Here is an 18,350-nt window from a genome sequence, read left to right on the forward strand (position 1 = left end):
ATCGCAGTTCTGGGGCGGACTTCGCCGCCTCGGGGGCCGGAAGTGCTTGGTACTGTGCTCGAAATAAGGATAGGCTTCACTATCTTGCCGGAAGACAGACGGCGGCTGGGTCGGGTGCGGCGCGGCGTCGAGGACGGACAACGAGCTATGAGTGAATCGCCGGAAACGGTCGGTACAGATCTCCCGGTGCGAGATGTCGTGGGTGTCGGATTCGGTCCCGCCAACCTCGCACTGGCCATTGCCATCGAGGAACACAACGCGGAGTGCCCCCCGCGCGAGCGGATCAGCGCGCAATTCTTCGAGAAGCAGGATCGATTCGGGTGGCATCCCGGAATGCTGCTCGACGGCGCCACCATGCAGATCGCGTTTCCCAAGGATCTGGTGACGTTCCGGAATCCGCGCAGCGCATTCACCTTCTTCAATTACCTCTTCGATCAGGGTCGCCTCGTCGACTTCGTCAATCACCAGACGTTCTTCCCGACTCGTCACGAGTTCCACGACTACCTGCAGTGGGCGGCACGCCGAGTGGACGCCGACGTGCGGTACGGCACCACGGTGGAGGCGGTACGCGGAATCCGCGGCGACGACGGGGTGATCGACCGTTTCGAGGTCCGTGCCGCCGACGGCTCCACGGTGATCGCACGCAACGTCGTGGTCGGCGCGGGTCTGCGGGAACGAATCCCCGAGTGGGCCAACCCCTCTGCGCGGTGCTTCCACAACCATCAATTCCTGTTCCGGCTCGGCGAGATGCCGGCCCCGGTTCACCAGCGGTTCGTCGTCCTCGGAGCGGGTCAGAGCGCCGCCGAGATCGTCCAGTACCTGCACGGAAACTACCCCGAAGCCGAAGTCCACAGCGTCTTCTCGCGTTACGGCTACAGCCCGGCCGACGACAGTCCGTACGCCAACCGCATCTTCGATCCGGAGGCCGTGGACGACCTGCACGGCGCCCCGGAGGGGGAGCGTCTGCGATTGCTGGATGTCCATAGGAGTACTAACTATTCGGTGGTCGACATCGAGCTCATCAACGAGCTGTACGCGACCGAGTACCAGGAACGCGTGCGCGGGCGCCGCCGGCTGTTCATGCGCCGCGCGTCGGAGATCATTGCCGTCGACGAGACTTCGGACGGAATCGAGGTGGCGGTGCGCAGCGGTGTGGACGGCCTCACCGACACTCTTGCTTGCGACGCACTGATTCTGGCCACCGGTTTCACCCCCGCTCCCCTCGAGCCGCTGCTCGGCGAACTGGCGCCGAAAACCCACCCGCCCCGGGAAGTCGGCCGAGATTACCGATTGGCGGTTTCGCCGGACGTCACAGCGGGAATCTATCTGCAGGGCGGCACGGAGAAAACGCACGGAATCACGTCGTCGCTCCTGTCGAACGTTGCCGTGCGGGCGGGAGAGATCGTTACATCTGTCGTAACAAGGCGTGGCAGCAACGGCACGCTTGCTAGTGTGAACGCACAGGACACGTATGCGACAAGCGAGGCGAGATGAGCACCAATCCATTCGATGACGAAGAAGGCCGCTTCTACGTGCTGGTGAACGACGAGGACCAGCACTCACTGTGGCCCACGTTCTCTGAGGTGCCGGCAGGCTGGCGCGTGGTTTTCGGCGAGGAAAGCCGGGCAGCCTGCCTCGAGTACGTGGAGAAGAACTGGACCGACATGCGGCCGAAGAGCCTGCGTGAGGCCATGGAGGCCGACGAGAAGTCGGGCGGACGGCACAGCGTCGACAAGAGCTGACCTCCTCGTCGCCCGCGTTTCGGCGACGTTGTGGGCCGGGACGACCGTCCGGTGAGATTCCGGCGGTCGCGCCCGGCCGACGGCCGAGAGGCCGTCACCTGAAACTGCCTCAGGCCGCCTTCTGTGTGTGTGTTTCGACCGGCTTCCGCCGCCTCGTCTTGAAGACGGGGCGGCGGATGTCGTCTGTGCGGCGCAGGATGCGCGGCCTCCGCAGGGTCCGGGCGATCCATTCGCCGAGTGTGACGCCGGCCGCGAGCGCGCAACCGATACCGAACGCCGCCAGCAGCGAGCCCAGTCCGATCACCACCTCGTTGTTGAGCAGGGCGTACAGACCCCGGTACAGGGACAGACCCGGCAGCAGCGGCGTGATACCCGCCACCACGACGACCAACGGCGGCGTGAGCGCGCGGCGGGCCATCAGACCACCGGCGAAGCCGACCACGGTGGCGGCGAGTGCCGAACCGATGATCGGGCCGATGCCGAACTGGTGCGCCACCATGTACACGAGCGCGCCGGCCGCGCCACCGAACCACGCGGCCGTCAGGGCCCGTTGCTCGGCGTAACAGGCCAGTGCATAGAACATCGACGCGAAAGCGCCCGACATCACCAGCACGGGGAGTTGCACGAGTTCGGTGATCTCGACGTTGACCGGGGGCAGGGTCGAACCCAGCACGCCGGTCAGACGCAACGAGATGGCCACACCGGCGATGATGCCGCCGGTCATCATGACCACTTCGAAGAATCGCGCCGCCGCCGTGATCGGTGCTCCCGTGATGGCGTCCTGTACGGAACCGACCAGTGACAGCCCGGACAACAGCACCACCACACCGGCCGAAATGATCTGCGACGGTCTGATCTCGACACCCAGCTGATCCTGGAACGTGTAGAGCGTCGCCGCCGGGGTCGCGGCCACCAGGCCGCCCGCCACCTGCTGGAAGAAGAACGGCAGACCGATGCGGTTGAGGACGCGGTTGACCCGGTAGATCACCATCGTCGTCAGGAAGGCGACGGACGCGACCAGCACCCCACCACCCATCAACACGGACACCGACGCGGCCATCGACGCCCAGGCGAGCGTCGCGATCCAGCGGTTGTACGGGTGCGGCGCCGTGGTGACCGCGGTCAGGGCCTCATGCGCCTCGCCGGGGGTGACCGCTTCCCGGCGGATGCGCCGGGTGAGCCGGTCGACCGCCGCGAGCCGGGTGAAGTCCATCGAGCGGTAGTGCACGATCCGCATGGTGCTCGCCGGCGGGAGGGTGGGCCCGCGGTACGCCGACAGCACGATGGAGTTGTACGTGACATCCACATCGCACTGGGCGAGGCCGTACGTGGCGGCGATGAACTGCACCTGTTCGGCGGTGTCCATCGCACCGGTGCCGGACGCGAGGAGGACTTCACCGACTCGCACGGCGAGGTCGAGTACTTCGGCGACGACCGCATCGTCGGTGAGGTCGATCGGCTGCAGCGGGGTGGGTGCAGCGGTGACCGCATCGACCGTTGCGCGACGGTCGCCTGTGAGACGTTGGAGGGATTCTGTGAGCTTGGACATACTACGTGTCGGAGACAAGGTCTTTCTCGGTCAGATCGGTAGCGGAGAGTGCAGACTCGAGTGTCTCGTGGCGGAACGTGGAGATGACCTGATCGTGGACGACACGGAATGCAGAGGCCAGGATACGCGTCTCTTCCGGGTCCGTGGCCCACGTGGCCTGCTGTTCGACCACCAGCACTCCGTCGTAGTAATACATTCGCTTCGGATTCAGCGTGATGCCCGCGGTGGACGCCCATTCCCGCAGCGGCGCCAGGCCCTGAGTGGCGCCTTTCGGTCCACCCATCTCGATGTCGTCGCTCGACAGCGACAGCAGAGTGTCGATGTCGCCGGAGTTGAGGGCGTCGTGCCAAGCGAGGACGGTGGCGATCTCCGAGGTACTCATGGCTCCAACGCTATCCAATGTGGGCGGAAGTGGCCGACGTTCCTGCAATGGATATGATGGGCGCGCGTGTCCGCCTCCTTAGCTCAGTGGTAGAGCACTCGCCTTGTAAGCGAGCGGTCGTCAGTTCAATCCTGACAGGAGGCTCCACCGCGGAATTGCCTCCGCACACAGAGGGCCACCTTCCCCCGGGGGAAGGTGGCCCTCTGTCTTTTCCGCACGCTCACCCCTGGGTGGGCAGTTCGTCACCCTGGGGTCCCTGTCTCCGACCCCGCCGGTCATTGACGATGGGTACATGCAAGTGAATTCGTGCAGGTCGGCGGTATTGGACGCGGTCGACGCGCTGCCCGCCCTCGAAAGGGAGACACTCGCCCTCGTGTTCTACCGGGGAATGTCCTGCGACGAGGTGGCGGCGACGATGAAGACCACCGTCGACGTCGTCCGGGACCGGCTCCACGAGGGCTCGCGCACCCTGCTCGCCGGTGTCGGCGGGCTGTGAACCGTCACGTCCCGATCGGCTGACCGAGCAGGCTCGCGAGTGTGTCGCCGACGATCGACGACCACACCGGCCACGTCTTCTCGTCGAGGGCCATCGACCCCACGTCGTGGGTGGCGCACCCGGCGCCGGCCGGGACCCCGTCGAAACGGTCCCGCAACCACATCAGGGCGCTCGCGGCCGCGACCGGCTCGAGGGACAGGTGCTCGCTGGCGTGGTCGCGGATGTACGTCACCCGGGCGTCCGGGTCCTGGCAGTACGTGTCGACGAGCCGGTCGACGGGCCCGACCGGCACCAGCCAGTCCGGGTTCGCCTGATACATGAACATGGGGACGTCCGGCACCCGATGGCCCATCCTCGTCCGGTCGAGTACCGATTCGACCACCGGATCGCGCAGCGGGTCGCCGCTGGGGCTGTCGAACAGGCCCCGCAGGTTCGCGAACGGCAGCAGCGCGGACTGATAACTGACGCACAGGTTGCCCTTGGCGGCGAGGAGCTGCTTGCCGAGGGGGTTCAGGTGGGTGTCGAGATACTCCGCGAGTTCGGGGTAGTCCCGGCTCACCCCGAACACCCCGCCCAGCACGATCCCCGCGCCCAGGTTGTTGTCCGCGAGATCGACCAGGGCGCCGAGATCGGCCGGGATACCGCCCTCGGCCGCGCCGACGATGTTCAGGTCCGGCGCGTAGCTCTCGTGGAGTTCGGCGGCATGCCCCGTCGCGATCGCGCCACCCGAGTACCCCATCAGTCCGACCGGGGTCTGCCTGCCGGACAGCTCCAGGGGGTCGAAGTTCTCCGCCGCCCGGATTCCGTCCAGGGTGATGCGGCCCGCGAGGGGCCCGGCCGCGTAGGCGGCGTTCGGGCCCTGATGGTCCGGCAGCACGACGGCCCATCCCTGGGCGAGCGCGGCCTGGGCCTCGAGGAACTGCAGCGGCGCGGACCTGACCGGTCAGCGGCGCGGGAACGGACCACTGCTGCAGCGCGTACGAGGCGGCGCAGTACTGGCCGAGCGAGTCTTCCGCCGGCTGGAGCGACAGCAGATTGCGGACGCCGTCGATCGTGCCCCGCGGTTTGACGACCGTCGCGACCGCCGGGATCGCCTCGTCCCGCGAATTGTTGGAGCGATACGACAGCTGCCACGCGTCGACGTTCACCGGAACCGCCGACAGGTTCGCCAGATGGACTTCGCGGGCGGCGATGATCTCGCCCGGCTCGGCCGCCGCGACCACGTCCGCAGGCGGCTCGTAGAAGCCCCGGTCGGCCTCGGGCCAGGCGGGAACGGCCGGGGCCGGCTGCACGTCCACCGCCGTCCCGCCGTCGGTGGGCGCCCCGACCGACGGTGCGGCGACGGCGAGCTGTGCACCCACCACCATCGCTCCCACCAGCAGTATTCGGTGTCGCAGCGCTCTCGATCTGATCATGTGGTCCTCCCCGGGCCGAAGTGAGACGTCCATGTCTCACTTTGAGTGCCAGATCAGGTGTGACGGGTATCGCAATACTCGCGAGTAAGTTCCGGTCAGGCCTGATCGGTGACCAGCGCGATGAGCATCGTGCTCAGGACGTCCACCAGGACCGACGCGGACGGCCGGGGTGAGGCGGTGCTCCAGTGGTGGGCGAGGTCGTTGACCGCCCCGATGAAGGCGATCGACACCATCGCGAACCGTTCGGGTGGGTCGACGACGCCACCGTCGATCGTGCGGGTGACCGCCTCGAAGAGTTGCGCCCACTGTGCGCGGCGCTCGAGGCGGTACTGCTCGACCCGGGGGCCCGCCCCGACCACCTCCACGAAGATGATCCTGGCGCGCCGCTCGTCGGTGCCGACCGATTCGATGTAGGCCGTCATCACGGTGCCGGCTACGGTCCGCGGATCGCGCGAGGGGGCCGCCTCGTTCGCGGCGAGCACGGCGTCCCGGGCGTCGTCCTGAATCGTGTCGTAGACGGCCAGGAGGATGTCCTCGCGGCTGCCGAACTCCTCGTAGAACTGGCGCCGCGACAGTCCCGCGTCGGCGCAGATGTCGCTGATCGAACTGTGGGCGTACGTCTTCTCCGCGAAGACCGACAGGGCCGAGTCGAGGAACCGTGCCCGGCGGGCTACGCGACGTTCGGCGACCGGTTGGCCGCTGTACGTCCGACTCGATTCGGCTCGGGACACATGATCAGCCTACGGTGGCGGACACAGCGAGGCCGTCGCCCGCGCGGCGGACGTGTCGGGCCCGGCCTCGGCTCACATCAGTTCCCGCATCCGCTCGTGCAGGATGATGCGCCCCGCGGCCTCGATCAGCGCGAGGTGGGAGAACGCCTGCGGAAAATTGCCGAGGTGACGGCCCGTGCTCGTGTCGAATTCTTCCGCGTACAGGCCCAGGGGAGACGACACGCTGACCAGTCGCTCCATCAAATCGGTGGCCTCCTGCACCTGATCGACCACGGTCAGGGCCGACACCAGCCAGAACGAGCAGATCAGGAAACTGCCTTCCTTGCCCGACAATCCGTCGTCGGTTTCGCCGGTGCGGTAGCGCAGGACGAATCCGTCCTCGGTGAGATCGCTCGCGATGGCGTCGACGGTGGCGCGCAGCCGGACGTCCCCGCGGGGTAGGAACCCGAAGACCGCGGCGAGCAGCGTCGACGCGTCCAGCGCCTCGGTGTCGTAGTGCTGTCGCAGCACCCCCTTCTTCACGCCGTGCGCGAGGATGTCGGCGCGGATCTCCTCGGCTGTGGCACGCCAGGTGTCCTCTGCCGCCCGATCGCCGCGGATGCCCGCGATCTTCGACGCCCGGTCGAGCGCCACCCAGCACATCAGCTTCGACGACACATAGTGCTGCGGTGCGCCGCGCGCCTCCCAGATCCCCTGATCGGGGTCGCGCCACACCGCCGAGGCGCACGCCGCCTGCTGCTGCACTAGCGGCCACAACCGGCGGGGAAGTCGCTTGCTGCGCACCGTGTGCAGCAGGATCGAGTCGAGGACGGCGCCGAACACGTCGTTCTGCCGCTGGTCGAACGCGCCGTTACCGATCCGCACCGGGCGCGCGCCCGCATAGCCGGACAGGTCGTCGCGGGTCGACTCGGTGAGGTCGCGGGTGCCGTCGATTCCGTACATGATCTGCAGTGCGCCGTCACCGTTCGACTCGAGGTCGGCGATGAACTGCATGAACTCGTCGGCCTCCCAGTCCAGGTTCAGGTAGTGCAGGGCCTGCAGCGTGAACGTGGAATCCCGCATCCACGTGTAGCGATAGTCCCAATTGCGTTCGCCACCAGGGGTTTCCGGCAGGGAAGTTGTGAGGGCTGCGACGGTGGCGCCGGTCGGCATGTACGTGAGGCCCTTGATGGTCAGGGCGGACCTCTGGATCGCCTCACGCCACCGATGGTCTGGGAAGCGGGCGTGACTGAACCAGCGCCGCCAGAACGTCGCGGTCGCATCGAGTTGCGCGACAGCCTCTTCCACCGTTCCCGGCGCGGCGAGTTCCGCGGCCCAGGTCAGCGCGCAGTACAGGGTTTCGCCCTTCTCGAGCATGTGGCGCGCGCGAACCCGTCCGCCCTCGATGCCGAGCGCCATGTCCGTCTGCAGGCGCAGCGTGAGCCCCGCACCGCTCGCGTCGGCGGTGTGCCGATCACCGTTCACGAGAACCCACTCCGCCGGTGCGCGTCCGTAGTCGAACACGGGCTCGCACACCAACTCCACCTCCACGCTGCCGTCGAGGCACGTGACCGTGCGGACCAGCATGTGGTCGGCATCCTCGTCCGCCGGCGGCCTCGTGTGGGGAGTGACGGTGTCCTCACCGCGGGTCGGGCTCATCGTCAGCGCACTGCGCACGTTCACCCACCCGGTCGGGGTGTTCCACACCGCCGAGATGATGTTGGTGCCCGGCTCGTACTGGCGGGACGCCGGAACGTTGAGCCCGAACGGGCCGATCCGGAACATCCCGGCCTCACGGTCGAGGAGGGAACCGAACACGCTGGGCGAATCGAACCGGGGCACGCACAGCCAGTCGACGGAACCGTCCGGCGCGATCAGCGCCCCGGTGTGGCAGTTCGAGAGGAAGGCGTAGTCCGCGATCGGCGGGAACGGCGACGGCGCGGCCGCGCTCCGGGGTGGGGCATCGTCGTCCGAGGCAGTAGTCACGTTCGCGCCCCTCTCCCCGGGTGTCGGCTCCCTCCATGCTGCGGGGTCTCGGCGCCGACGGTCATCACCCGGATCGGGTGACCGGTCAGTCCCCGAGGACGGCGAGATCGAGCCGGCGGACGCGATCCGGCTCCGCGATGACGTCGATCTCGGTGATCGTCCCGTCCACGATCGTGAACGCCAGCACCAGGGGCGGCCGCCCTCGGGGAGCCATCACGAGCCCGGCCGCCCCGTTCACCAGGGCCACCTGGGTGACCCGGGCCCGTTCCGCGGATGCGAGCGCGCCCTTGGCCACGACGCGGGCGCCCCGGATCACGAGCGGTCCCGGGGTGGGTCCGACAGCCGGATCGGCCCGGAGCACCACCTCCGGATCGAGCAGGGCGACCAGCGCGTCGAAGTCGCCGCCGCGGGTGGCGGCCAGATAGGCGTCGACGACAGCTCGCCTGCGGTCCAGGTCGGCGGAGTCCGGTGCCGGCGCCGCGCCCTTCACCCGCCGGCGGGCGCGGCTGGCGAGTTGCCGCACCGCCTGGGAGGAGCGGCCCACGATGGGGGCGACGTCGTCGAACGGCACGTCGAACATGTCGTGCAGCACGAACGCGAGCCGCTCGGCCGGGGTCAGCGTGTCGAGCACGACCAGCAGCGCCAGCCCGACCGAGTCGGCCAGCATCGCTTCGTGTTCGGGGTCGCCACCGTCGTCGTGGCCGACGGCCGGATCGTGTGCCTGCACGTCGAGAGGTTCCTCGCGCCGCTGCTCGCGTGAGCGCAGCACGTTCAGGCACACCCGCGACACCACCGTGATCAGCCACGCCCCGAGGTTCTCCACCTCGCCGGTGTCCGCGCGAATCGTGCGCAACCACGCTTCCTGGACGGCGTCGTCGGCCTCGCTCACCGAGCCCAGCATCCGGTAGGCGACGGCCCGCAGCCGCGGCCGGTGTTCCTCGAAACGCTCGGTCAGCCGATCGCGGTCGTCCACCGTGTCACATTCCTTCCTCGCGGCGTGTCTCACGGGTAGACCCACCGAAATCAGCAGTCCGAAGAATCTGGACAGATCATGACATCACCCATTCTCATCACCGGCGGTACCGGCACGCTCGGACGTCAGGTCGTCCCACTGCTGCGGGCGGCGGGGCGGGACGTGCGGGTCGTCAGCCGGCACGGCCGAGACCCCGGCGACGGCGTCGAGTACATGATCGGCGACCTGTTCGAGGGCAAGGGAATTGAAGCCGCACTGGACGGGGTCGAGACCGTTCTGCACCTGGCGGGTGGCCCCAAGGGCGACGAGGTGGCGACCCGGAACCTGGTCGAGGCCGCCTCGCGCGCCGGGGTGCAGCATCTCGTCTACATCTCGGTGATCGGGGCCGACCGGGTTCCGCTCGGCTGGTTCACCGGATTAATCAGAGGAAGCCTGGCCCTTCAGGGCCGGGAGGAAGCTGATTCTGTACTGCGCGATCGCGCGTAGCGGGGTCGCTTTCTGGTGTGGGTTCGGGTCGTTTTTGGTTGGTGATGTACTCGGCGACGATGGCGAGTGGGGCTCCGCCTGCGGAGGCGGCGAAGTAGGACGGTGACCAGAAGTGATTGCCCCACAGGTATTTCTGGATGTGGTCGGGGAACTCTTGGCGCAGGTATCGAGCGGAGACGCCCTTGAGGCTGTTGACCAGGGTGGAGAGTTGCACGGTAGGTGGGTAGTGGATCACTAGGTGGACGTGGTCGGTGTCTCCGTTGAACTCGGTCAACGTGCGCCGAACTTGTCACACACCTCTGCCATGATTGCCCGCATCGGGTCAGCATCGGGTCGGTGAACGCACCGCGACGATCAGGGAAAGGCGCAGGGTGTGAAGCGGATCGTTGTCGTGAAGCTGGCTCCCACCCCGGAGCAGTATGTGGCGCTGAAATCGACACTGGAGTTGTGCAATGCGGGGGCGAACATGGTTGCGCAGCTCGCGCACACCGCCGCTGATCGGCGCCCGTTCGCGCTGCAAAAGCAGGTCTCTGCCCAGCTCAAAGCGTGCGGGTTGTCGGCGCAACCGGCGATCCGGGTCATCAAGAAGGTGGCGGATGCGTACGCGACCCGGACAGCGAACCTGCGTAACGGGAATTACGGCACGCCGGGATCGACACGGTATGCGAAGGTTGCGGGTAAGGCGGTCGTGTTCCGTCAGGACGCGGGCCAACCGTTCGACGATCGGTGCTTGTCGTGGCAGATCGATCGATCGACGGTGTCGATCTGGACGAGCGCGGGCCGGATGCGCAACGTCGGATTCGTGTGCGCGCCGTGGCAGCGGACAATGCTCGCCGACCGCACAGGCGAGTCGGATCTGATTTTCCGGGACGGATGTTTCTACCTGCATGCAACCGTCGACACCGGCGCACCGCAGCAGCTGGTCCCCGCCGACGACCCCGCCGGGTGGCTGGGTGTGGACTTGGGGATCGTGAACCTGGCTGTGACCACCGCAGACGACCCGGCCGAACTCGACGTCCGGTGGTCCGGTGGTGCGGTCACCGCCCGCCGGAAAAAGAACGGAACCATCCGGTCCGCGCTGCAGAAGGTGGGGACCAGGTCCGCGAAGCGGAAACTGAAGAATCGGCGGAGGAAGGAGACTCGGTACGCCACCGACATCAATCATCAACTCTCGAAAACGATTGTTGCCCAGGCGCAACGCACCGGTCAAGGAATCGCGGTAGAAGACCTGTCGGGAATCCGGGACCGGGTACGGCTCGCACGCAGACAACGGCAACAATTGCACTCCTGGGCATACGCGCAACTGCGCGACCAGATCACCTATAAGGCGCACGCCGCAGGAGTGCCGGTGCAGGTGATCAACCCTCGCAATACCAGTAAGACGTGCCACCTCTGCGGGCACTGCGACACCGCGAACAGGCACAGTCAAGCACTGTTCCGGTGCCGCGGCTGCGGATGGACCGGTCACGCGGACCATAACGCCGCCGCCAACATTGCCGCACTCGGACACACCAACTACCGGGCCGCCCAATCAACCGTGCCTAAAGCAGCCACCCCTCTCACAGCCAGTGAGAACGTGAGCAGCAAACCCGCGTCCTTCAGGACCGGGTAGTTGATATTCAAGCTGGCCGCGGAGCGAGCGGTGGCCGACTCGGGCCTGCCGTGGACGACGTTGCGCGCAGCCCAGTTTCACGAACTGGTGCTGAGCATGCTGCAGAAGATGGCGAAACTGCCGGTGATCCCGGTCCCGGGCGGACTGCGCTTCCAGCCGGTCGACTCGGGGGAGGTGGCGGCGCGTCTGGTGGAACTGACGCTCGGCGCCCCGGCAGGCCTGGTTCCCGACCTGCCCGGGCCGACGGTGTACGGGATGGGCGATCTGGCGCGCAGTTACCTGCAGGCGACCGGCAGGCACCGGCTGACGATGCCGGTCCGGATGCCGGGCAAGGCCGGCCGCGCGTACCGGGACGGCGTCAACCTGTCGCGCGAGGCGGCGACGGGCAAGCGGACGTGGGAGGACTTCCTGGCCGCCTACCCGGGCATCTGACCGCTGGCGTCGGCGAGTTTCCCGCGCAGGTCCGCCAGGGTTTTGTTCAGCAGCCGGGACACCTGCATCTGCGAGACGCCCACCCGAGCGGCGATCTGCGACTGGGTCATGTTGCCGAAGAACCGCAGAACGAGGACGGTGCGTTCGAGGTCGGGAAGGGATCCCAGCAGCGGCTCGAGAACCACGTGGTCCTCGACGTGTGCGAGGGACGGGTCGACGTCGCCGATCGTCTCCGACAGCGGGCGCTCGTCCTCGCCGAGCGGGAAATCGACGGACAGGGTGCTGTAGGCGTCGGCAACCCGGAGGCCCCGGACCACCTCCTCCTTGTCGATCCCGAGGGCCTCGGCCAATTCGCTCGCCGTCGGGGCGCGTCCGAGTGTGGTGGTCAGTTCGGTCGTCGCGGTCGTGAGGGAAAGGTGCAGTTCCTGCATGCTGCGCGGGACGCGCATCGCCCATCCCGTGTCGCGGAAGTGCCTGCGGACTTCGCCGGTGATCGTCGGGACGGCGTACGACACGAAGTTCGCCCCGCAGCGGGCGTCGAAACGGTCGACTGCCTTGACCAGACCGATGCGGGCGACCTGGATCAGGTCGTCGAGGGGTTCTCCGCGACCGAGGAAACGCCGGGCGATGTGTTCGGCGAGCGGCAGGCACCGCTCGATCAGTCGCTGTCGCAGCAGTTCGCGGCGGGGGTCGGAGGCGGCGAGCCGGCCGATGGCCTCGCACTGCGCGGGCACGTCACGATACTGGTCACGCTCGCGGCGCGCGGTCTCGTTTCGGGCCTGCCGTAGCTCTACTCGTGCGGCGTCGGCGTCGGCTGCGGACTTCGTGCGATGCACCGGCTTCGACCGCGTGGGGATGCGTCGGATTTCGAGCGATGGTTCGACGAGCGGGGTGGACACTTTCATGGCTCTGCCCTTCTCTGACCTGCCGGCATCGGCGATGGCGTCGCTATTCGACGAGTGCGGGGGACGTGTCTGCGGCCTCGTCGGCGAACATCGCCTCGATCCGGGCCTTGATTTCCTCGGTGCTCATCGTGGCTCCGCCGCGCGTGGTGCTGGTGGCGGAAGCGTGGAATGCGGAGCTGGCGGGCATGAGGGCTGCGTCCTGTCGTGTGCGAAGAGTCTGTGTCTGGGTCTGTGTCGGTGTCGAACGGGTGCGGGTGTCGGGGTGTCCGGTCACGTCGGCAGGGACGAGAGGAGAGTGAGCGCGCTGAGCGCCAGCGTGGCGATCAGGCCGCCGGCGATCGCTCCGCCGCTGCCTGCACCGAGAACGAGGACCTCCCCGTCGTGGGGAGTGCTCTGAGGGTCGTGGGTGGTCATCTGCGGTTCTCCTTCGTGCGGCCTCGTCGTGAGAACTAATCTGCGTTGAAGAATATAGATTTGTTCTACAGCGGTCGGACGGGAAGTTCAAGCCGAATCGGCAAGATTGCTGGTCCAGCCCCGCGGGGGTGTGGGCATTCCGGAGCGAACCTGCGCGCCCCGCGGCATATTGTGTCCACCGGCGCTTGCTAAGGTTGATGTGCCCTGAGAAGAAGGGAGACCCGGTGACGTCCTCTCATATGCCGCTTCGTTCGCAGCGGGGTGTATACGGGATCTCGGTAACGTCGGAACTGACGGGTATCGGACCACAGACGCTGCGCCTGTACGAGCGGCGCGGGTTGATCACACCGACTCGCACGGGCGGTGGCACACGCCGGTACAGCGAGGACGATGTCGCGCGCCTCCAGAAGATCACCGAACTCGTCGCCGCAGGAGTCAATCTCATCGGCATCGGCCAGATCCTTCGGCTCGAGGCCGAGAACGCGGTCCTCGCGGCGCGGAACGCCGAACTCGAGCAACTCGTCCGATCCGAGGTCCCGGACCGCGCCTGAGCGGCGCCGGATCAGCTCGCAGACTGGTCGTTCGTGGGGTTGAACTCGTCGAACGACGCGTCGGCCGACTGCCATTTACCTTCGGCCCGGATGTCGGCGAACGCGAGGTCGAATGCGTCGACCAGCCACGCGTGCCCGGCGGTGGCCAGCAATTCGTCGGACGTGCCGTCGGCGGCGCCCTGGAACAGGCTGACCCTCCACTCGGACGCGTCCTCGACGGCGTCGGTCAGTCCGTCGGTGGCATTCGACGCGAGAAGGTACCGGTTGAACTCGAAGTCGACCCGGATCGCGTAGCCCGCACCGGTGTTGACCACGTTGGCCGGTCGCTGCGTGGCCGCGGCGAGCGCCGTGAGGGCGTCGCGGTAGCGATCTGCGTGTTCCTGAGTACGGGGCACCGTCTTCTCGTCTCTCGCACAGAGGCCGCGGCGCTCACGGCCACGACACCTCGACGAATCCGTCCGGGGTCGGTGGCGGTTCGTGTTCGGTTCGGGTCCGAGATTACGTGACCCGATGGTCGTCTTGGCGGCCGCCGGCCAGGCATGACGGGTCCGAGATGCAAAATCTGTATTTACGAATGCAGATTCATTTCATTTGCGTGTTAATATCAGGTGTTCCTTAAGCAGAAGGGAGCCTGTTATGACCATCGACGTCCTGCCCCGCTCACGTCGCGGGGTCTACGGAATTGCGGTGACGTCGGAGTTGACGGGCATCGGCCCGCAGACTCTCCGCCTGTACGAGCGGCGGGGGTTGCTCACCCCCGCCCGGACCAGCGGCGGCACCCGCAGATACAGCGACGACGACCTGATCAGGCTGGCACGCATCGCTCAGCTCATGGACGACGGTGTGAACGTCGCCGGCATTCGGCGCATCCTCGCGCTCGAATCCGAGAACGCCGAACTGGCGTCCCGGCTGGACGGGCCGGGCCGCACGCCCGGATAGTGATCCACCACTGCGCCGGGGAGGTGAACTCTGTACCCGCCAGGGCTCCGACTCTGGCCCCGCATTCGACTCCAGACGGGACAAAGAATCATGACCCTCACGGCCCACAATGCATTCCGCACGCACAGTGCCCGGCACGCGAAGGACCGGCAGGCAGAGCCCGACCGCCGCTTCTCGCTCGGAACCGCGCTCGTCGCCGCCCTCGTCGCGGCGGCGCCGGCAATGGCCGTGACCGGTTCGGTGGTCCTCGCGGCCGCCACCGCCGGATCCGTTCTCGTCGGCGTGCTGCTTGCCGCCTTCCTCATCTCGAGCCTGATCTGACCGCTCCGGATCCGCTCAGCGAAGTCCGGCGAAGAAGTCCCGGATGTCCGCAGTCAGGGTCGCGGGCTCCTCGAGTGCGGCGAAGTGGCCGCCGCGATCCTCGACGTCGGTCCACCGCGTGATCGCATGCTCCCGCTCCGCGTAGCGGCGGATGCCGACGTCGTGGGCGAAGACGATGACGGCGGTCGGGATGCCGGACACGGAATTGGCGGTGCCCCAAGAAGATTCCTGCATGTAGCCGACGTACGCGGCCGAGGACGCGGTGTCGGTCAGCCAGTACAACATGACGTTGGTGAGCAGGCGGTCGATGCCGACGACGTCGTGGGGGAGCGCCTCCCGCGGATGCGTCCACTCGCGGAACTTGTCGACGATCCAAGCGAGCTGACCGACCGGTGAATCGGCGAGCGCGGCACCGAGCGTCGCAGGTCGCGTCGACTGGATGGAGATGTAGCCGAACTCGTCGGTCAGGAACCGCAACACCCGGTCCAGGCGGTCCCGCTCCAGCGGTGTCAGGCTCGCCCGCTCCGCCTCGTCCACGTCGTGGACGGGAACCCCGATGTTGCCGTTGAGGTGCACCCCGGCCACCGCGTCCCGGGCGATGCGGGCGACCTCGGGCGAGACGCCCGCGCCGATGTCGCCGCCCTGGACCCCGTAACGGTCGTATCCGAGCCGGCTCATCAGCTCCGCCCACGCCCCGGCGATCCGGTGGATGTTCCAGCCCGATTCGCGGACCGGTCCCGAGAATCCGAATCCGGGCAGCGACGGCACCACCACGTGGAATGCGTCCGCGGGGTTGCCACCGTGCGCCACGGGGTCGGTGAGGGGCCCGATCACGTCGAGGAACTCGACGAACGAACCCGGCCAGCCGTGGGTGAGGACCAGGGGCAGTGCGTCCGGTTCGGGTGAGCGGACGTGCAGAAAGTGGATGTTCTGCCCGTCGATCTCGGTCACGAACTGCGGGAAGGTGTTGAGCGATTTCTCCTGTGCCCGCCAGTCGAACTCGTCGCGCCAGTACGCGACGAGTTCGACCAGGTAGGACGTGGGCACCCCGGTTTTCCAGTCGTCACCCGGGAGCGGGGTGCCGAACCGGGTCCGCGCGAGTCGTGCGGCGAGATCGTCGAGTTGCGCCTGCGCGATGTCGATGCGAAACGGTCGGATGGACTTCGTCGTGTCGGTCATGCAGACCACGCTACGAAGGATTGAGGACAGTTCCGGTCCTTGATCGAGGGACGGGTCAGCAGGCCCCGGTCTTGGCGGCGTCGTAGGCCTGGATCATCTGATCCTTGCGCTCCTGCGGAGCGTCCTTCCACTCCGCCGTCTCGGCCGACTGGGTGAAGAGGTCGTCGAGGGCCTTCGTGCGGTCGAACGTCTCGCCGCTCTGCTGCGCGCGGGCCTCGGCGCCCTTCGCGTACTGGAGGAGGCCTTTGCACAGGTCCGCGACGGCGGGCAGGCCTGCGGAGGACGCCTCGGTGGCCTCGGTCGTTGCGCTCGCCGTGGACTCGGCGTCGGTGGTGGTCGATTCGGAACTGCACGCCCCGAGCAGCAGGGCGGCCGGGATCAACAGCGCAACGATGGTTCGTGTCATGCGAAATACATACCAGAGGCAGGTGTCGGTCAGTGTCGGCCGGTCGCTCCCAGGCCGTCCCGAGCGGACAGCGTCAGGCGGGGCCGAGGGTGTAGTCGACGCCCGGACGGTCGCCCTTGCCCTTGTTGAGCCAGCGCCCCGGCAACTTGCCCGCCAGTTCACCGAGCGGCCCGACGGCGGCGCTGAGAACCCCCACCGTCTCCTGCAGCAGGTCGACGCTCGCGCTCATCCGCTCGAGGTTGGGCGCCAGCGCCGTCAACGTCTCGGACAGTGCCACGATCTGATCGAGCGGGCCGCCCTCGGCGATGAGGCGTTCGAACGCGCCGCCCTCTGACAGCAGTGTGTCGAGGATGCCGTTCTCGGCGAGCGCCCGATCCACCAGTCCGCCCGGCGCCGTGAGCCGTTCGACCGCGCCGTCCTGCGCAGTCAGCCGTTCGAGGGGTCCCTGCTCGGCGGTGAGACGGTCGAGCAGGCCGTCTTTCGCGAGCAGTCGCTCCAGGGTGCCGTCCTCGGCGAGGACCCGGTCGAGCGGGCCGTCCTTGGCGAGGACCCGCTCGAGCGGCCCACCCGGCTCGAGCAGTCGTTCGAGGGTGCCGCCCTCCGACGTGAGACGGTCGACGGGGCCGCCCGGGGCGAGGAGACGATCGAGCGGACCGCCCGGCTGGAGGGCCTGCCCGAGCGGCCGGTCGTTGGCCGCCAGCGACGACAGTTGGCTGATCACCTGCAGCGGGCTCCCCTGGGTGCTCATTCCCGTGACCACGCCGGTCCCGGCGACCGCGGTCCGCACCGACACGAGGGCGGCCTCGGCGATACCGAGACCGACATCGGCCGCCGCGAGACCGGCACGCACCGGGAGGGTCATCAACGACACCAGGTTCATGGAGTTACTGTAACCCGCGACACACAATCATCGAGCGTGTCGATCAGGTCAGTGCAGAGCCTTCAGTCCGACGACGCATCCCACGATGCCCAGGATCAGCAGAATCTTCACCGGCGTGGCACTCTCGGCGCCCGTCAGCATCGCGAACCCGACCGTCAGCGCCGCGCCGATGCCGACCCACACCGCGTACGACGTTCCGGTGGGGAGACTGCGCATCGCGTAGGCCAGACCCGCCATGCTGAAGACCAGGGCGACGCCGAAGACGATGCTGGGCCCGAGCTTGCTGAATCCCTCCGACCGGCCGAGGGCGGTGGCCCAGACAGCCTCCAGAACCCCCGACAGCACGAGCACGATCCACGCCATGACAAACCTCCGGGCACCGTCTTGTCGCTGGCCGGGTACGGTGCGCTCGTCCGGATGTCGTGTCGACGAATTCCACGGTACCCAAAGACGCGCTCCGCGCCCGTGAGTGGTGAGCGACTCCACAGGCTCGCTCCGCGCGCACGGCGCGGGAATGCACCGAATATCTCGCAGATCGAGACCTGCTGACTTATTGTCGAGCGCGACAGTGAATTCTGTGCGTATACCACGGAAGATAACGAGGAACATCATGATGCTCGGACTGCTCGCCGCAATCAACAGCGCTTTCACCCTCGGACTCGCCAACACGATCGGCACGTTCGGCGGAGTGGTGCTCAACCTGAACGTCGTCGCCTGAACTTCCTGCCTGTCAAGACAACTCCGGTCGCAACCCCGCCGTCGGCTCGACGGCGGGGTTGTCGCGTTGTGCGGCGACCGTGAGCGCCGGGGCGCGGGAGAGCAACTGTCCCATCCTCGCTCATGCGCCCGGAATTTCATCCTTTTTCGCTCGAGAAGAATGGGTGATTTTATTCAGGGAAATTGCGTGCGCGTGTCGCCACGAATTTGTCGAACGTGACTTAGTGTCATCCGCAACGCGTACGGACAGCGCGC

The 18,350-nt window shown here is 67.4% G+C and carries 21 protein-coding genes, 1 tRNA gene, 3 pseudogenes and 1 riboswitch; of the genes and pseudogenes, 10 read left to right on the forward strand and 15 right to left on the reverse strand.

Going from position 1 to position 18,350, the window contains the following annotated elements:
• Window positions 1-147 precede the first annotated feature (147 nt).
• A complete protein-coding gene (locus JWS14_RS26100; protein ID WP_095863247.1) occupies window positions 148-1,494 on the forward strand; it encodes a lysine N(6)-hydroxylase/L-ornithine N(5)-oxygenase family protein in 1,347 nt (448 codons plus the stop codon).
• Complete coding sequence (locus JWS14_RS26105) at window positions 1,491-1,742, forward strand: MbtH family protein (protein ID WP_005244517.1); 252 nt, start codon at window positions 1,491-1,493, stop codon at window positions 1,740-1,742. Before JWS14_RS26100 ends, JWS14_RS26105 begins: the two co-directional genes overlap by 4 nt.
• 109 nt (window positions 1,743-1,851) lie before the next feature.
• Here JWS14_RS26105 and JWS14_RS26110 read toward each other — a convergent pair whose 3' ends face one another.
• Window positions 1,852-3,291 (reverse strand): threonine/serine exporter family protein, encoded by a 1,440-nt coding sequence (locus JWS14_RS26110; protein ID WP_072947937.1) that lies wholly within the window; start codon window positions 3,289-3,291, stop codon window positions 1,852-1,854.
• 1 nt (window position 3,292) lies between these two features.
• A complete protein-coding gene (locus tag JWS14_RS26115) occupies window positions 3,293-3,673 on the reverse strand; it encodes a nuclear transport factor 2 family protein (protein WP_095863248.1) in 381 nt (126 codons plus the stop codon).
• A 72-nt stretch (window positions 3,674-3,745) separates the two neighbouring features.
• On the opposite strand from JWS14_RS26115, the gene JWS14_RS26120 reads away from it, so the two are divergent.
• Window positions 3,746-3,820 (forward strand) — tRNA-Thr (locus JWS14_RS26120).
• A 145-nt stretch (window positions 3,821-3,965) separates the two neighbouring features.
• Entirely contained in the window at window positions 3,966-4,169 is a 204-nt protein-coding gene (locus tag JWS14_RS26125; protein ID WP_095863249.1) for an RNA polymerase sigma factor, read from the forward strand.
• Window positions 4,170-4,173: 4 nt separating this feature from the next.
• Here JWS14_RS26125 and JWS14_RS26130 read toward each other — a convergent pair.
• From JWS14_RS26130 to JWS14_RS26145, 4 genes and pseudogenes are all read right to left on the reverse strand, one after another.
• Window positions 4,174-5,584: pseudogene (locus JWS14_RS26130) on the reverse strand (lipase family protein).
• A gap of 95 nt (window positions 5,585-5,679) precedes the next feature.
• Complete coding sequence (locus JWS14_RS26135) at window positions 5,680-6,315, reverse strand: TetR/AcrR family transcriptional regulator (RefSeq protein WP_095863250.1); 636 nt, start codon at window positions 6,313-6,315, stop codon at window positions 5,680-5,682.
• 72 nt (window positions 6,316-6,387) lie between these two features.
• Entirely contained in the window at window positions 6,388-8,280 is a 1,893-nt protein-coding gene (locus tag JWS14_RS26140; RefSeq protein WP_095863251.1) for a glycoside hydrolase family 15 protein, read from the reverse strand.
• Between the two features lie 85 nt (window positions 8,281-8,365).
• Window positions 8,366-9,253, reverse strand: a complete 888-nt coding sequence (locus JWS14_RS26145; RefSeq protein ID WP_095863252.1) for a sigma-70 family RNA polymerase sigma factor — start codon at window positions 9,251-9,253, stop codon at window positions 8,366-8,368.
• Window positions 9,254-9,331: 78 nt separating this feature from the next.
• Here JWS14_RS26145 and JWS14_RS26150 point away from each other — a divergent pair.
• A pseudogene (locus tag JWS14_RS26150) lies at window positions 9,332-9,718 on the forward strand (SDR family oxidoreductase); the annotation flags it as partial.
• Between the two features lie 37 nt (window positions 9,719-9,755).
• Here JWS14_RS26150 and tnpA read toward each other — a convergent pair.
• A pseudogene (tnpA, locus tag JWS14_RS26155) lies at window positions 9,756-10,092 on the reverse strand (IS200/IS605 family transposase); the annotation flags it as partial.
• Window positions 10,093-10,112: 20 nt separating this feature from the next.
• On the opposite strand from tnpA, the gene JWS14_RS26160 reads away from it, so the two are divergent.
• Both JWS14_RS26160 and JWS14_RS26165 read left to right on the forward strand, forming a co-directional pair.
• Window positions 10,113-11,351: an RNA-guided endonuclease InsQ/TnpB family protein gene (locus JWS14_RS26160; protein WP_095863253.1), complete on the forward strand. Its 1,239-nt coding sequence runs from the start codon at window positions 10,113-10,115 to the stop codon at window positions 11,349-11,351.
• Window positions 11,352-11,783 (forward strand): SDR family oxidoreductase, encoded by a 432-nt coding sequence (locus JWS14_RS26165; protein WP_241031470.1) that lies wholly within the window; start codon window positions 11,352-11,354, stop codon window positions 11,781-11,783.
• Here the strand turns inward: JWS14_RS26165 and JWS14_RS26170 are convergent.
• The 3 genes from JWS14_RS26170 to JWS14_RS26180 form a co-directional block, all read right to left on the reverse strand.
• Window positions 11,768-12,688 carry a SigB/SigF/SigG family RNA polymerase sigma factor gene (locus JWS14_RS26170; protein WP_095863254.1) on the reverse strand — a complete coding sequence of 307 codons (921 nt, stop codon included), beginning with the start codon at window positions 12,686-12,688 and terminating at the stop codon, window positions 11,768-11,770. The genes JWS14_RS26165 and JWS14_RS26170 overlap by 16 nt on opposite strands.
• Window positions 12,689-12,731: 43 nt before the next feature.
• Complete coding sequence (locus JWS14_RS26175; protein WP_167372177.1) at window positions 12,732-12,875, reverse strand: hypothetical protein; 144 nt, start codon at window positions 12,873-12,875, stop codon at window positions 12,732-12,734.
• 83 nt (window positions 12,876-12,958) lie between these two features.
• The gene (locus tag JWS14_RS26180) at window positions 12,959-13,102 is read right to left on the reverse strand and encodes a hypothetical protein (protein ID WP_167372176.1); all 144 of its coding nucleotides are present in this window, start codon (window positions 13,100-13,102) and stop codon (window positions 12,959-12,961) included.
• A 224-nt stretch (window positions 13,103-13,326) separates the two neighbouring features.
• Between JWS14_RS26180 and JWS14_RS26185 the strand changes: the two genes are divergently transcribed.
• A complete protein-coding gene (locus JWS14_RS26185) occupies window positions 13,327-13,653 on the forward strand; it encodes a MerR family transcriptional regulator (RefSeq protein WP_083395631.1) in 327 nt (108 codons plus the stop codon).
• Window positions 13,654-13,664: 11 nt separating this feature from the next.
• Here JWS14_RS26185 and JWS14_RS26190 read toward each other — a convergent pair whose 3' ends face one another.
• The gene (locus JWS14_RS26190) at window positions 13,665-14,048 is read right to left on the reverse strand and encodes a hypothetical protein (RefSeq protein ID WP_072942853.1); all 384 of its coding nucleotides are present in this window, start codon (window positions 14,046-14,048) and stop codon (window positions 13,665-13,667) included.
• A 241-nt stretch (window positions 14,049-14,289) separates the two neighbouring features.
• On the opposite strand from JWS14_RS26190, the gene JWS14_RS26195 reads away from it, so the two are divergent.
• Both JWS14_RS26195 and JWS14_RS26200 read left to right on the forward strand, forming a co-directional pair.
• Window positions 14,290-14,592 carry a MerR family transcriptional regulator gene (locus tag JWS14_RS26195; protein ID WP_072942855.1) on the forward strand — a complete coding sequence of 101 codons (303 nt, stop codon included), beginning with the start codon at window positions 14,290-14,292 and terminating at the stop codon, window positions 14,590-14,592.
• Between the two features lie 90 nt (window positions 14,593-14,682).
• The gene (locus JWS14_RS26200; RefSeq protein ID WP_072942857.1) at window positions 14,683-14,913 is read left to right on the forward strand and encodes a hypothetical protein; all 231 of its coding nucleotides are present in this window, start codon (window positions 14,683-14,685) and stop codon (window positions 14,911-14,913) included.
• Window positions 14,914-14,928: 15 nt separating this feature from the next.
• Here the strand turns inward: JWS14_RS26200 and JWS14_RS26205 are convergent, their stop codons facing one another.
• The 4 genes from JWS14_RS26205 to JWS14_RS26220 form a co-directional block, all read right to left on the reverse strand.
• Window positions 14,929-16,092, reverse strand: coding sequence for an epoxide hydrolase family protein (locus tag JWS14_RS26205; protein ID WP_072942859.1), 1,164 nt, complete (start codon window positions 16,090-16,092; stop codon window positions 14,929-14,931).
• A 55-nt stretch (window positions 16,093-16,147) separates the two neighbouring features.
• Entirely contained in the window at window positions 16,148-16,498 is a 351-nt protein-coding gene (locus JWS14_RS26210; protein ID WP_072942861.1) for a hypothetical protein, read from the reverse strand.
• Between the two features lie 73 nt (window positions 16,499-16,571).
• A complete protein-coding gene (locus JWS14_RS26215) occupies window positions 16,572-17,378 on the reverse strand; it encodes an ABC transporter (RefSeq protein WP_072942863.1) in 807 nt (268 codons plus the stop codon).
• Between the two features lie 48 nt (window positions 17,379-17,426).
• Complete coding sequence (locus JWS14_RS26220) at window positions 17,427-17,741, reverse strand: DMT family transporter (RefSeq protein ID WP_072942865.1); 315 nt, start codon at window positions 17,739-17,741, stop codon at window positions 17,427-17,429.
• 10 nt (window positions 17,742-17,751) lie between these two features.
• Window positions 17,752-17,813, reverse strand: a riboswitch (guanidine-III (ykkC-III) riboswitch).
• Window positions 17,814-18,350: the final 537 nt, after the last annotated feature.

Source organism: Rhodococcus koreensis, assembly GCF_017068375.1.
Classification (GTDB): domain Bacteria; phylum Actinomycetota; class Actinomycetes; order Mycobacteriales; family Mycobacteriaceae; genus Rhodococcus_F; species Rhodococcus_F koreensis.

Excerpts from the sequence above, each read along its gene's own strand:
- JWS14_RS26170 (WP_095863254.1), bottom strand. The coding sequence starts at position 12,688 with ATGAAAGTGTCCACCCCGCTCGTCGAACCATCGCTCGAAATCCGACGC.
- JWS14_RS26200 (WP_072942857.1), top strand. The coding sequence starts at position 14,683 with ATGACCCTCACGGCCCACAATGCATTCCGCACGCACAGTGCCCGGCAC.
- JWS14_RS26175 (WP_167372177.1), bottom strand. The coding sequence starts at position 12,875 with ATGCCCGCCAGCTCCGCATTCCACGCTTCCGCCACCAGCACCACGCGC.
- JWS14_RS26115 (WP_095863248.1), bottom strand. The coding sequence starts at position 3,673 with ATGAGTACCTCGGAGATCGCCACCGTCCTCGCTTGGCACGACGCCCTC.
- JWS14_RS26105 (WP_005244517.1), top strand. The coding sequence starts at position 1,491 with ATGAGCACCAATCCATTCGATGACGAAGAAGGCCGCTTCTACGTGCTG.
- JWS14_RS26110 (WP_072947937.1), bottom strand. The coding sequence starts at position 3,291 with ATGTCCAAGCTCACAGAATCCCTCCAACGTCTCACAGGCGACCGTCGC.
- JWS14_RS26215 (WP_072942863.1), bottom strand. The coding sequence starts at position 17,378 with ATGAACCTGGTGTCGTTGATGACCCTCCCGGTGCGTGCCGGTCTCGCG.
- JWS14_RS26180 (WP_167372176.1), bottom strand. The coding sequence starts at position 13,102 with ATGACCACCCACGACCCTCAGAGCACTCCCCACGACGGGGAGGTCCTC.
- JWS14_RS26195 (WP_072942855.1), top strand. The coding sequence starts at position 14,290 with ATGACCATCGACGTCCTGCCCCGCTCACGTCGCGGGGTCTACGGAATT.
- JWS14_RS26220 (WP_072942865.1), bottom strand. The coding sequence starts at position 17,741 with ATGGCGTGGATCGTGCTCGTGCTGTCGGGGGTTCTGGAGGCTGTCTGG.
- JWS14_RS26100 (WP_095863247.1), top strand. The coding sequence starts at position 148 with ATGAGTGAATCGCCGGAAACGGTCGGTACAGATCTCCCGGTGCGAGAT.
- JWS14_RS26125 (WP_095863249.1), top strand. The coding sequence starts at position 3,966 with ATGCAAGTGAATTCGTGCAGGTCGGCGGTATTGGACGCGGTCGACGCG.
- JWS14_RS26210 (WP_072942861.1), bottom strand. The coding sequence starts at position 16,498 with ATGACACGAACCATCGTTGCGCTGTTGATCCCGGCCGCCCTGCTGCTC.
- JWS14_RS26205 (WP_072942859.1), bottom strand. The coding sequence starts at position 16,092 with ATGACCGACACGACGAAGTCCATCCGACCGTTTCGCATCGACATCGCG.